Source organism: Arthrobacter sp. 05L44, from assembly GCF_056397605.1.
In genome coordinates, this window is record NZ_JBFTNS010000001.1 from 991,514 (window position 1) to 1,004,088 (window position 12,575).

11 protein-coding genes are annotated in these 12,575 nt (G+C 67.9%); 7 read left to right on the top strand and 4 right to left on the bottom strand.

Annotated features, from left to right (window positions below):
• Window positions 1-34: 34 nt before the first annotated feature.
• Window positions 35-1,708, top strand: a complete 1,674-nt coding sequence (gene purF, locus AC1DHY_RS04630) for an amidophosphoribosyltransferase (RefSeq protein ID WP_476903216.1) — start codon at window positions 35-37, stop codon at window positions 1,706-1,708.
• Complete coding sequence (gene purM, locus AC1DHY_RS04635) at window positions 1,705-2,874, top strand: phosphoribosylformylglycinamidine cyclo-ligase (protein WP_476903217.1); 1,170 nt, start codon at window positions 1,705-1,707, stop codon at window positions 2,872-2,874. The genes purF and purM overlap by 4 nt, the downstream gene beginning before the upstream one ends.
• A 29-nt stretch (window positions 2,875-2,903) precedes the next feature.
• Here purM and AC1DHY_RS04640 read toward each other — a convergent pair whose 3' ends face one another.
• Together AC1DHY_RS04640 and AC1DHY_RS04645 are read right to left on the bottom strand one after the other, a co-directional pair.
• Entirely contained in the window at window positions 2,904-3,683 is a 780-nt protein-coding gene (locus AC1DHY_RS04640) for a VOC family protein (protein WP_476903218.1), read from the bottom strand.
• Window positions 3,684-3,812: 129 nt separating this feature from the next.
• Window positions 3,813-4,046, bottom strand: coding sequence for a DUF3073 domain-containing protein (locus tag AC1DHY_RS04645; protein WP_476878584.1), 234 nt, complete (start codon window positions 4,044-4,046; stop codon window positions 3,813-3,815).
• Window positions 4,047-4,383: 337 nt separating this feature from the next.
• Between AC1DHY_RS04645 and AC1DHY_RS04650 the strand changes: the two genes are divergently transcribed.
• A complete protein-coding gene (locus AC1DHY_RS04650) occupies window positions 4,384-5,415 on the top strand; it encodes a hypothetical protein (RefSeq protein ID WP_476903219.1) in 1,032 nt (343 codons plus the stop codon).
• 131 nt (window positions 5,416-5,546) lie between these two features.
• Window positions 5,547-5,849, top strand: a complete 303-nt coding sequence (locus AC1DHY_RS04655) for a DUF4193 domain-containing protein (protein WP_476878580.1) — start codon at window positions 5,547-5,549, stop codon at window positions 5,847-5,849.
• A gap of 36 nt (window positions 5,850-5,885) precedes the next feature.
• On the opposite strand, the gene AC1DHY_RS04660 is transcribed toward AC1DHY_RS04655, so the two are convergent.
• A complete protein-coding gene (locus AC1DHY_RS04660; protein WP_476878581.1) occupies window positions 5,886-6,158 on the bottom strand; it encodes a hypothetical protein in 273 nt (90 codons plus the stop codon).
• 145 nt (window positions 6,159-6,303) lie between these two features.
• Here AC1DHY_RS04660 and AC1DHY_RS04665 point away from each other — a divergent pair, with 145 nt between their 5' ends.
• On the top strand, window positions 6,304-7,236 hold the full coding sequence (locus AC1DHY_RS04665) for an ABC transporter ATP-binding protein (protein WP_476878582.1): 933 nt from the start codon (window positions 6,304-6,306) through the stop codon (window positions 7,234-7,236).
• A gap of 5 nt (window positions 7,237-7,241) precedes the next feature.
• Complete coding sequence (locus AC1DHY_RS04670; RefSeq protein ID WP_476903220.1) at window positions 7,242-8,579, top strand: ABC transporter permease; 1,338 nt, start codon at window positions 7,242-7,244, stop codon at window positions 8,577-8,579.
• A gap of 74 nt (window positions 8,580-8,653) precedes the next feature.
• Here AC1DHY_RS04670 and clpB read toward each other — a convergent pair whose 3' ends face one another.
• Window positions 8,654-11,323, bottom strand: a complete 2,670-nt coding sequence (clpB, locus tag AC1DHY_RS04675; protein WP_476903221.1) for an ATP-dependent chaperone ClpB — start codon at window positions 11,321-11,323, stop codon at window positions 8,654-8,656.
• Window positions 11,324-12,050: 727 nt separating this feature from the next.
• On the opposite strand from clpB, the gene AC1DHY_RS04680 reads away from it, so the two are divergent.
• Window positions 12,051-12,560: a carboxymuconolactone decarboxylase family protein gene (locus AC1DHY_RS04680; protein WP_476880072.1), complete on the top strand. Its 510-nt coding sequence runs from the start codon at window positions 12,051-12,053 to the stop codon at window positions 12,558-12,560.
• Window positions 12,561-12,575 lie beyond the last annotated feature (15 nt).

Consider the following 12,575-nt stretch of genomic DNA (forward strand, 5'->3'; position numbering starts at 1 on the left):
AAAGTCCTAGCGCACAACGTGAGATAATCGACCAGTGGCACGCGGCGATGGAAAACTTTCTCATGATCTTCTCTCTGGCGAAAAAGGCCCGCAGGACGCATGTGGCGTCTTCGGGGTCTGGGCTCCCGGCGAAGAAGTAGCAAAACTCACCTACTACGGGCTGTACGCGCTGCAGCACCGCGGTCAGGAGTCGGCTGGTATTGCCACCAGCGACGGCAAGCGGATCAACGTCTACAAAGACATGGGCCTCGTGTCCCAGGTCTTCGACGAGACCACGCTGAACACCCTGACCGGGCACCTGGCCGTCGGCCACTGTCGCTACTCCACTACAGGCGCGAGCCACTGGGCCAACGCCCAGCCCACCCTCGGCGCGACCGCCACGGGCACCGTCGCCCTGGCGCACAACGGCAACCTCACCAACACCGCCGAGCTCAAGGGCATGATCGAGGAGCGCAACGGCGGCCAGCTCAGCGGTGAAATGAAGCAGGGCAACACCTCTGACACGGCCCTGGTCACCGCTCTCCTGGAGGGCGAGGAGGGCAAGTCCCTCGAACAGACCGCCCTGGAACTGCTGCCCGTCATCAAGGGCGGCTTCTGCTTCGTCTTTATGGACGAGGGCACCCTGTACGCCGCCCGCGACACCTACGGCATCCGCCCGCTGGTTCTGGGCCGGCTGGAACGCGGCTGGGTGGTCGCCTCCGAACAGTCCGCCCTCGCCACGGTGGGCGCGAGCTTCATCCGTGAGATTGAGCCCGGCGAATTCATCGCCATTGACGAGCACGGCGTCCGCTCGCAGCGCTTCGCCGAGCCGACGCCGGCCGGCTGCGTGTTCGAATACGTCTACCTCGCCCGGCCGGACGCCGCGATCGCCGGCCGTTCCGTCTACGAATCCCGCGTGGAAATGGGCCGCCAGCTGGCCCGGGAGAACACCCAGGAAGCGGACATCGTCATTCCCGTGCCCGAGTCCGGCACCCCGGCCGCCGTGGGCTACGCCGAGGAATCCGGCATCCCCTTCGCGCACGGCTTCGTCAAGAACGCCTACGTGGGCCGGACGTTCATCCAGCCCTCCCAGACCCTGCGCCAGCTCGGCATCCGGCTCAAGCTCAACGCCCTGGAGTCCGTGATCCGCGGCAAGCGTGTGGTGGTGGTGGACGACTCGATCGTCCGCGGCAACACCCAGCGCGCCATTGTCCGGATGCTCCGCGAAGCCGGGGCCGCCGCCGTGCACGTGAAGATCTCCTCCCCGCCGGTGAAGTGGCCCTGCTTCTACGGCATCGACTTCGCCTCCCGCGCCGAGCTGATCGCCAACGGCGCCACCATCGACGAGATCTCCCAGGCCATCGGCGCCGACTCGCTGGCCTACATCTCCGAGGACGGCATGATCGGCGCCACCCGGCAGCCGCGCGAACGCCTGTGCACCGCGTGCTTCACCGGCCAGTACCCGATCGAGCTCCCCGGCGCGGACAAGCTCGGCAAGAACCTGCTGGAACGCACCGACCTCGGCGGCCTGCCCGCTGCCCGTTCCGCGGCGCCCGGCGCCTCGGCTGCCGCTGCGGACGCCGCCATCCCCGCCGACGAGGACCCTGCCGAGAAGGCCGGTGCCACCGGCTGCGATCCGGGACCCGACGCCGAATTCGAACAACTGCTCACCGACGCCGACCGCGTACCCGCCGACAAGCTTGATGCCGACAAGAAAGAGCCAGTATGACTTCCGCCTCCCCGGCCGCTGACACGAACAACGCCCCGAACACCGGCATCACGTACGCCTCCGCCGGCGTCGACGTCGAAGCAGGCGACCGCGCCGTCGAACTGATGAAGGACGCCGTCAAGGCAACCCACAACTCCTCCGTGATCGGCGGCGTCGGCGGGTTCGCCGGCCTCTACGACGTCTCGAAGCTGCTGACCTACAAGCGGCCGCTGCTGGCCACCTCCACCGACGGCGTGGGCACCAAGGTCGCCATCGCCCAGGCCATGGACATCCACGACACCATCGGGTTTGACCTGGTGGGCATGGTGGTGGACGACATCGTGGTGGTGGGCGCCGAGCCGCTGTACATGACCGACTACATCGCCTGCGGCAAGGTGGTCCCGGAGCGGATCGCCGACATTGTCCGCGGCATCGCGGCCGCCTGCTCGGTGGCCGGCACCGCCCTGGTGGGCGGCGAGACCGCCGAACACCCCGGCCTGCTGGGCGAACACGAGTACGACGTCGCCGGTGCCGCCACCGGTGTGGTCGAGGCCGACGCCCTGCTCGGCCCGGAGCGGGTCCGCGCCGGCGATGTGGTGATTGGTATGGCCTCCTCCGGCCTGCACTCCAACGGCTACTCGCTGGTCCGCCGCGTGGTCAACCACGCCGGCTGGGCGCTGGACCGCCACGTCTCCGAGTTCGAGCGCACCCTGGGCGAGGAACTCCTGGAACCCACCCGCGTCTACGCCGCTGACTGCCTGGACCTGGCGCGCGCCTTCCCGGTGGACGGCTCCGCCGCCGGCCGTGCCGTCCACGGCTTCAGCCACGTCACCGGCGGCGGCCTGGCCGCCAACCTGGCCCGCGTCCTGCCGCAGGGCCTGCTGGCCACCGTGGACCGCGGCACGTGGGAGCTTCCCCCCATCTTCAAGCTGGTCTCCGAGCTGGGCAACGTCCCGCTGGCCGACCTCGAGCGCACCCTCAACGTGGGCGTGGGCATGGTCGCGATCGTCTCACCGGAGGCCGCCGACGCCGCCGTGAACCACCTCAATGCCCGCGGCCTGCCCTCCTGGGTCATGGGAACCGTCGGCGAGAACTCGGATTCGGTTGTGAAGACCGGCCCGGATTACGTGCAGGGCGCCAAGGGCGTCGACGGCGGTGCCGTCCGGATGGTCAACGCCTACGCGTAAGCGCCTGCTACACCCGATCGAGGGCTGGTTCAGGCCTCGAGCAGGCTGAACACGCCGCCCTGCGGGTCCCGGAGGGTGGCGATGCTGCCGCCGTCGTCGCTGCCGTCCGGTTCGACCAGGACGTCAGCGCCGGCGGACCGCGCGGCCGCCACGGCGGCGGCGACGTCGGCGACACCGAAGTACACCTGCCAGCCCGGTTCGAGGTTCCGTTCCGCCGTGGGAACCGTGGCAATGCCGGCCACCTCGGCGCCGTCCACCATCAGGGTTGTGTACGTGCCGCCGTCGTCCTGCGGGTATTCGGTGACCTCGTGGCGGAACAGCTGCTGGAAGAAGCCGACGGCGGCCTGCGGCTCGGGGGTCAGCAGCTCCACCCAGGCCAGGGCGCCGGACTCCTCACTGCGTGCGGTCCCGAAGTGGCTGCCTGCCTGCCAGGCGCCGGTGGTCCCCCCGCCGGGAGGCGCGAAGAAGACCATCACGCCGGTGTCCCCGATGCTCTCCGGGCCGAACTCCAGCGCCCCGCCGGCATGCGGCACTTCGGCGGCCAGGTCCGCGGCGTCGTCAACGGCGAAGTAGACGTTCCACTGGCCCGGCGCACCGGCCTCCTGCTGCAGGGGGTTCTGCGGCGCGATCACCGCCACCAGGTCCTGGCCCAGGAACGCCTGCGCGTAGCTGCGGCCGTCAGGGGTGGGCAGGTCCTCGTACCGCCAGCCGAGGACGGCCGCGTAGAACTCCTTGGCCGCAGCCACGTCCGCTGTCTGGAGGTCCGTCCAGCAGACCTCCCCTTCGGCAAACCCCGTTCGAATGGCCATGGGCGTCCTTCACACTAGGTTGGATGCAGAAAACCCGCCGGGCACACCCCAAAGAGGATGTGGCCGGCGGGCCTGAAATCGTGTGGTTGGCAATCCGTGCACTGGGCACCCTGCCGGAAGAAGCGTCGACTAACCTATCCGACGCGAGTCAACCTCGTCGTCGTCCTCTTCCACATCGTCCGCGTACTTGTCCACGTAGGCCGAATAATCCGGCTCCGCCGGCTCACTCGAAAAACGACTCGGCGCACGACCTTCGGAGCTCTTGAGCTCACGCTGAAGTGCGGTGTAGTCAGTGTTCGGGGAATAGTACTTAATATCCCGAGCCTGCTTGGTAGCTTTTGCCTTTTGACGGCCGCGCCCCATGGCGTGACCCCCTTTTGTACTCGGACCGGAGGTGGTCACCATTGGCGTTAGTGAGGCCCCGGAATGTTTGGTCAATTTGTCGTACACCTAGATTACATGCTTTCGGCAATCACTGCTTGCCAGTAGGGCGTCTGTGGACAGTGTCAAGGGTCGCATCCGGACCGCCCTGCCGCCGGTTTCGCCCCGGGCTCTCACCCGCCCGGCGCGCGGGGCACCGTACCGTCCGCATGCGGTCCGGCCCGCTTCTTCGATAGAGTCTCATGATGGGCTCACGGAAACGGCGCCCGACGCCGGACCTTCACCCCGGCCCAGACGCACGGAAGAGGTGCATTCCCGAGTGACCGACAAGCCTGAAGGCGACCAGAACGCCAGGCTCGGCGATGCCGGAATGCCTGACGCCCGGCACCCGGACGCGGCCGGCGAAGGGCCCGCCCAGCCCGCCCCGCCGCGCGCGCCTTCCTTCTATATCCCGCCGCGCCCCACGGCTCCGCCGACGTCGGCCGTGCCGGTAGTCCCGAGTACGGATGCCCCGGTTGCCGGCGAGGCAGCACCGGCATCCCGCCGGGCGGCAACGCAAACCCGGACTGCCGATTCGACGCCGGCACCGGCGCAAACCCGGACCCGCCCCGACAGCGGGCGGCCGCCGTCGGACGCGCCCGCTGGTAGGCCGACCGTCAAACCGTCGAACCGCAAGAGCCCTTCGGGCGCCTCGCAGCTCGGCAAACTCTTCGCGGCCCGTGCTGCCCAGCTCAAGACCGGTGACCTCGGGCCCCGTGCCCGGGAGCTGGGCGGCAGGGTGGGCGCCGGAACGCAGCAACTGGGACGCACCGCCCTGGCGGGAGCCCAGCGGCTGGGTCCGGCGAAGGTCGTGGCCGCGCTGGCCGCCGTCGTGGTCCTGGGCCTGCTGATCTGGTGGCTGACGTCGCTGGGCGGCACCACCCAACAGTCCGACGCCGCCGCGCCGGCCTCCGCCTCCGCCGGGGCGTCATCCACCGCAACCCGCGGCCCGCTGCCGCTGGAAGGCGTCAACCCGATGGACTTCCGGCTGGGTGACTGCTTCAAGGACTTCGACGCGAGCGCCCCGACCTCCACCGTGGTGCCCTGCACCACCGGGCACTCCGCGCAGCTGGTGGCCGTGGAGCGTTACGCGGACGGCGACTCCTATCCCGGCCGCGAATCGCTGAAGAAGAAGGCCCTCGACACCTGCAAGGCCGCGCCGCTGACCGACAAGTCCAGCGACTACCAGTTCAGCTACAAGCTCGCGTATCCCAGCTCCTCCAGCTGGGGCACAGGCGACCGGCGGGTGGACTGCTATTTCGTCGCCGACGGCGGGAACCTCATCAAGGAATCCCTGATCCCGCGCCTGTAGGGGCCGCTACGCCGGAACCTGTGGCTGCGGAAGTGCAGGCACACCGGCGCGCCCGCCCCAGCTGACAATGCCCGGCGCCCCAATGTCCGGTAGGGTCCAGTCCGAACCATCGTCCAGAGAGAGAAGTTACCGTGGCAGCTGACTACGACGAAGTGAAACCCGACGTCGCGGAATCCCGCAACGCCTCCCTCGAGGCCCTGAAGGAAGCCAACTCCCCCGACGCGCGGAGCGTGGTCCTCGAACTTGAGGAAACGGACACGGTCGACGGCGTCGAACTCCCGGGTGCCGATCTCTCCAACGAAGAGCTCATCATCCACGTTGTTCCGCAGGCCGAGGACGAGTTCACCTGCTACTCCTGTTTCCTGGTCCGGCACCGCTCACAGATCGCCCGGGAGAAGAACGGCCACGCCTACTGCGTCGACTGCGAGGCCTAAGGCTGATCGGGGCTGCCCCGTCCCGGCCTGACAGATTTAGGGGCTGCCCGCGTTTTTACCGGCGGTCCGTAGCAGGCGTTCCAGCAGGACCAGCCTGACGGCCCAAAAAATCAGTAGTCCGGCGCCGGCGGCCAGCAGCAGCGCGTCCGGCCAGCTGAAGCCCCGCTCCGCGAGCCGAAACCACGCCGGGCCGCCGACCGTGGTCGCAATAAACATGCCCAGCCATGCCGACAGTCGCGTACCGTAACGTTCGGTTGGCGTCTTCCCCATCAGTTCCCCCAGCATCGGCGATATGGCCAGTGCTTCCACCCTAGGGCACGGGCCGGACGGCCGCACCGGCATTGGTCGGGCACCGGTTTTGGTCGGCGGTCGCGCGGGCGCGCGTCCGACACCCCGCGCAGCACGCGTCTATCCCCTAAGCCCGGGAACGCGGACCTGCGGTTAGGCTGGTGCCATGACGTTGGGGGACGCGGCCTCGGAGCCGCTTGTGCACATACAAGACTTCCGGATGGACTTCGGGGACAAGACCGTCATCAAGGATCTGTCCTTCGATGTCCGCGCCGGGGAAACGTTCGGGTTCCTCGGCAGCAACGGCTCCGGCAAAACCACCACGCTCCGGGCCCTGCTGGGCATCTACCAGCCCACCGCCGGGACCCTGCACATCGGCGGCAAGGTCTTCGCCCCGCGCGACGGCGCCCGCCTGGGCTACCTGCCCGAGGAGCGCGGCCTCTACAAGAAGGAAGCCGTCCTGGACGTAATGGTCTACTTCGGCCGGCTCAAGGGCCTCACCAAGGCCCACGCCAAGGCCTGGTCCCGGGACTACCTGGAGCGCGTGGACCTGGGCGACAAGGCGGCCACCCGGTTGGACAAACTTTCCGGCGGCCAGCAGCAGAAGGTGCAGCTGGGCGTGACCATCATGAACGATCCCGAGCTGCTGATCCTGGACGAACCCACCAAGGGCTTCGACCCGGTCAACCGGCGCCTGCTGATGGACATCATCGAGGAACAAAAACTCGCCGGCGCCACCGTCATCATGGTCACCCACCAGATGGAAGAGGTGGAGCGCCTCTGCGACCGGGTCATCCTGCTCAAGGACGGCACCGCCCGCGCCTACGGCACGGTCGCCGAGGTCCAGGAACAGTTCGGCGGGACCCTGTACCGGCTGTCCTACTCCGGCGCACTGCCCTCCTCCCCGCTGTATGACATCGTCACCGACGACGGCGGCAGCGCCGAGCTCTCGCCCCGACCCGGCGGCGACGAGGCGACCGTCCTGCGCCACCTGATCGACGTCGGCGTCGCCGTACGATCCTTCACCACCGCGCGCACCTCCCTCGAGGAAGTCTTCATCAAGGTCTACGGCGAACACCACGAACTGGCAGGGGTCTGAATCCGATGACGCAGCACAGCCCGGCACCCCAGCACACCCCGGCCCCGGAAGCCTCCGGCCCATCCGCCGCCCAGGACACCCCGGTGGCCGTTCCGAAGCGCCCCTTCGCCCGGCACAACCTCGGCACGGTGGTGGAGTTCGAATTCACCCGCACCCTGAAGAAGCGCGGCTTCTGGATTGCCACCCTGGCCATCCCGGTGGTGATCGCGATCGTGTTCGCCCTGGTCTACCTGAGCAACTCCTCGTCCTCGGCCAGCGCCGATGCCCAGAAGACCGCTTCCATGTCCTTCACCTACACCGACGACTCCGGACTGATCGTCCCGGAGATCGCCAAGGCCATGGGCGGGAAGAAAACTTCGGATCCCGGCCAGGCGCTGCAGGACGTGAAAAAGGGCCTAAGCGACGCCTACTTCGTGTATCCCGCCGAGCCGGCCAAGCAGGCCGTGAAGGCCTTCGGCTCGGACAGGGGGATCTTCGAGAACAACAAGTACGACGCCGTTGCCAAGCAGCTCCTGACCGCTTCGGCGCAGGCCAAAGTCGGCTCGCCGCAGCTCACCGCCGCGGCCAGCGGGGACGTCAAGACCGAGACGAAGACCTACAAGGACGGCCAGCTCACGGGCGGTTTCGGCTCCGCGGTGCCGCCGCTGCTGTTCCTGGTCATCTTCTACGTGTCGATCATCCTGCTTTCGAACCAGATGCTCAGCAGCACCCTGGAAGAGAAGGAAAACCGGGTCACGGAGATGATCCTGACCACCCTGAACCCCACCACCCTGATCCTCGGGAAGGTCGCCGCCCTGTTTATGGTCGGCCTCGTCCAGATCCTGGTCTTCCTCACCCCGATCGTCGTCGGGTTCGTCTTCTTCCGGGACAAACTCGCCATTCCCGACTTTGACCTGTCCACCATCAGTTTCGAGCCCGGAACCATGATCGTGGGCGCCCTCCTGCTGTTGGGCGGCTTCACGGTCTTCACCGGCGTCCTCGTTGCGATCGGCGCCGTTATGCCCACCACCAAAGAAGCCGGCACGATTTTCGGGCCGTTGATGGGGCTGATCTTTGTGCCGTTCTACGCGATCAGCCTGATCATCTCCGACCCCCATGCGCCGATCGTGCAGATCTTCACGTACTTCCCGCTCTCCTCACCGATCACGGCCCTGCTGCGCAACGCGTTCGGCACCCTCAGCCCGGTCGAATCCGCGGTGATCATCGCGGAGCTGTTCATCACCGGGTTCCTGGTCCTCCGGCTGGCCGCGCACCTGTTCCGGTTCGGCTCCATCCACTACTCCGGCAAACTCTCCATCGCCGGGACGTTCCGGAAGCGCAGCAGCACCGCACCCGCCAAGTAGCCGGCTCCGGCCGGATGCAACGAAGGGCTGCCCGCCGGCACAATCCGGCGGGCAGCCCTTCGGCGTCGTTGGTGTTAGTCCTTGCGGCGGACGGAGAGTCCACTGCCGGTGGCGGCCCCGCCGTTGGGCCGGGCCGAGGCGTCCGGGCCGCCCATGGTCAGCTCCAGAAGGTCAGGCGCGGTGTCCACCAGGACCGTGTCGCCGTCGGCGATCTCGCCCGCGAGAATAGCCTTGGCCAGCCGGTCGCCGATCTCCCGCTGCACCAGGCGCCGCAGCGGACGGGCACCGTAAGCGGGGTCGAAGCCCGTCACGGCCAGCCAGGCGCGGGCGCCCTCGGTTACCTCCAAGGTGAGCCTGCGGCCCTTGAGCCGGTCGGCCAGTTCCTTGACCTGCAGCTCCACGATCTCGGCCAGTTCCTCCACACTGAGCGGATCGAAGAGCACCACCTCGTCGAGCCTGTTGAGGAACTCCGGCTTGAACGAGGCGTGCACGGTGGCCATCACCGCGTCGCGCTTGGCCGCGGAGTCCAGGTGCGGGTCCACGAGGAACTGGCTGCCCAGGTTGGAGGTCAGGACCAGGATCACGTTGCGGAAGTCCACGGTGCGGCCCTGGCCGTCGGTGAGGCGGCCGTCGTCGAGCACCTGCAGGAGGATGTCAAAGACCTCCGGGTGGGCCTTCTCCACCTCGTCCAGCAGGAGCACGGAATACGGACGACGGCGGACGGCCTCGGTCAGCTGGCCGCCTTCCTCGTAGCCGACGTAGCCCGGGGGCGCACCCACGAGCCGCGCCACGGAGTGCTTCTCCGAGTATTCGGACATGTCGATCCGGACCATCGCCCGCTCGTCGTCGAACAGGAAGTCCGCCAGGGACTTGGCGAGCTCGGTTTTGCCGACGCCGGTGGGGCCCAGGAACAGGAAGGACCCGGTGGGCCGGTTGGGGTCGCTGATTCCGGCCCGGGCGCGGCGCACGGCGTCGGACACCGCGGTGACGGCCTTGGCCTGGCCGATGAGCCGCTCGCCGAGGACATGCTCCATCTCGAGCAGTTTCTGGCTCTCGCCCTGCAGCATGCGGCCGGCGGGAATGCCGGTCCAGGCGGAGATCACCTCGGCGATGTCATCCGCGGTGACCTCATCGGCCACCATCAGGTCCTGCTTCGCGCCGCCGCCGGCGACCCGCGCCGATTCGGCCTCGGCGGCCGCGTTGAGTTCGCGTTCCAGGGCCGGGATCTCGCCGTAGAGCACGCGCGACGCCGTTTCCAGGTCGCCCTCGCGCTGGGCCTTGTCCGCCGCGGAGCGCAGCTCGTCCAGCTTGGCTTTGAGGTCACCGACGTGGTTCAGGCCAGCCTTTTCCGCTTCCCAGCGGGCGTTGAGCCCGGCCAGCTCTTCCTTCTTGTCGGCCATGTCGGCCCGCAGCGCGGCCAGACGCTCCACGGCTGCGGCGTCGGTCTCGCCGGCCAGGGCGAGCTCCTCCATGGTCAGCCGGTCCACCTGGCGCCGGAGCTGGTCGATCTCCTCCGGCGCGGAATCGATCTCCATCCGCAGCCGGGACGCGGCTTCGTCGACGAGGTCGATCGCCTTGTCCGGCAGCTGCCGCCCGGTGATGTACCGGTTGGACAGGGCCGCGGCCGCAACGAGCGCGGAGTCCGCAATGGCGACCTTGTGGTGCGCCTCGTAGCGCTCCTTGAGGCCGCGCAGGATGCCGATAGTGTCGTCCACGCTGGGCTCGCCGACGAAGACCTGCTGGAAGCGGCGTTCCAGGGCTGGGTCCTTTTCGATGTTTTCGCGGTATTCGTCCAAGGTGGTGGCGCCGATCAGCCGGAGCTCGCCGCGGGCCAGCATGGGCTTGAGCATGTTGCCGGCGTCCATGGAGCTGTCACCGGAGGCGCCCGCCCCCACCACGGTGTGGATCTCGTCAATGAAGGTGACGATCTGGCCCTCGGAGCTCTTGATTTCCTCCAGGACGGCCTTGAGCCGCTCCTCGAATTCACCGCGGTACTTGGCGCCGGCCACCATCGAGGCCAGATCCAGCGCGATCAGGGTTTTGCCGCGCAGGCTCTCCGGGACATCGCCGGCGACGATCCGCTGGGCCAGTCCCTCGACGACGGCGGTCTTCCCGACGCCGGGCTCTCCGATGATCACGGGGTTGTTCTTGGTGCGGCGGCTGAGGACCTGGATGATGCGGCGGATCTCGGCGTCGCGCCCGATCACCGGATCCAGTTTCCCGGAGCGGGCGATCGCGGTCAGGTCGGTGCCGAATTTCTCCAGCGCCTGGAAGGTGTTTTCGGGATCGGCGCTGTCCACCTTGCGGTCTCCGCGCACGCCCGGCAGCGCCGCGACGAGCGCCTCGTGGGAGGCGCCGGCCTCGCGCAGGAGGCGTCCGACGTCGTCGTTGCCCGAAGCCAGGCCCAGGAGCAGGTGCTCGGTGGAGACGAAGCTGTCGCCGAGGCGCTCCGCCTCGTTCTGGGCGTTCTTGATTGCCTGCAGTCCGCTGCGGGAGAGCTGGGCCTGCTGCACGCTGCCCCCGGAGCTGGAAGGGAGGGCCTTGATGGCGGTGCTCGCCTGGACGCTGACGGCGTCGGGGTCGGTGCCGGTGGCCCGCAGAAGCGCGACGGCCACGCCCTCGCGCTGGTCCATGAGCGCTTTGAGCAGATGCGCGGGTTCGAGCTGCGGGTTGCCAGCGGTCGAGGCGTTCATGGCGGCCGCGGCGAGAGCCTCCTGGCTCTTGGTGGTGAATTTGGCGTCCAAAGAGGGCTCCTTCCGGGATGAGACTAGCGTCAAAGTTGAGTGTATCTCGCTCAACTTTGGATTTGACCTCTTTTGCACCATGTTTGCCCACGGCGAAACTGCTGTCTAGGGGCGGGGGGTGGAGGGGGTGCGGGGGGTGGGGCCGGGGTGGGGCCGGGCGTGCGTCGCAAATTGCACATGTCCCGGGATGAACCCTGACGGACATGCCCATCCTTCGGACGCCCCTATGGACATGTCCACTCGCGGGACCGAGTGAAGTGCATGCCCTGCGGCCGCCCAAATCGCGTCCGGACATGCCCGTCGCTGATCCCACCGGATGGACATGCCCATCCTTGGCGCCAGCCGATGGACATGACGAGTACCTACTGGGTTCCCCGATGGACATGCCCATTCTTCGCCCGGAGCAGTGGACATATTCCAGATATGTCCACTGGCCGAACCCTGGACCGGGCATGTCCGTCAAGGGCCCTGAACGATGAGCGTGTGCGACGAGGCTGCCCGCTAAGAATGAGCCTGTCCATCCCGGGGCGGTGAAGATGGGCCTGTCCGTCTGGGGCCCAGGAAAATGGGCATGTCCGGCATAAAAGAAGCGATCCGGCGGTCGGCTCCCCCAAGGAACCGACCGCCGGATCGAATAATAGCTACGGGTAAAGTCTGTCACAGATTTGACAAGTTTGTCACACGACGCGCTGCCGGGGGCGTCGTCGGACCTCTGTACTGTGGACTCATGACTGAGAACTCGGCCCCCGAGCACGGCCCGCGCAGCGTTTTCCTGGACAAAGAGCACCCCGCGGCGTGGCGCGCACTGAACGGCCTCGGGCTCAAAGCCAAGGAGTCCGCGACCGAGGCCGGCCTGGACCAGACCCTGATCGAACTGCTGAATGTCCGCATCTCGCAGATCAACGGCTGCGCCTTCTGCCTGGACCTGCACGTGGGCGACGCCGTGAAGAACGGCGAGTCGGCACAGCGGCTGGCTGTGCTGCCGGCATGGCGCGACACCACACTCTTCACCGACAAGGAACGCGCGGCCCTCACACTGGCCGAGGCGATCACCAACATCTCCGACGCCGTGGCACGCGAGCACGAAGGACGCGCGGCGCGCAGGCACCTCAGCGACGCCGAGTTTTCAGCAGTCAGCTGGCTCGCTATCACAATGAACGCCTTCAACCGCGTCTCGATCGTCAGCCAGCACCCGGTCCGGAACAAGGCGCAGGGCAACCCCGGGTCAAAGGACTAGGCCCGGGCAGCACGC

Coding starts and splice junctions, on each gene's coding strand:
- purM (WP_476903217.1), top strand. CDS start 1,705: ATGACTTCCGCCTCCCCGGCCGCTGACACGAACAACGCCCCGAACACC.
- AC1DHY_RS04640 (WP_476903218.1), bottom strand. CDS start 3,683: ATGGCCATTCGAACGGGGTTTGCCGAAGGGGAGGTCTGCTGGACGGAC.
- AC1DHY_RS04645 (WP_476878584.1), bottom strand. CDS start 4,046: ATGGGGCGCGGCCGTCAAAAGGCAAAAGCTACCAAGCAGGCTCGGGAT.
- AC1DHY_RS04665 (WP_476878582.1), top strand. CDS start 6,304: ATGACGTTGGGGGACGCGGCCTCGGAGCCGCTTGTGCACATACAAGAC.
- AC1DHY_RS04670 (WP_476903220.1), top strand. CDS start 7,242: ATGACGCAGCACAGCCCGGCACCCCAGCACACCCCGGCCCCGGAAGCC.
- AC1DHY_RS04680 (WP_476880072.1), top strand. CDS start 12,051: ATGACTGAGAACTCGGCCCCCGAGCACGGCCCGCGCAGCGTTTTCCTG.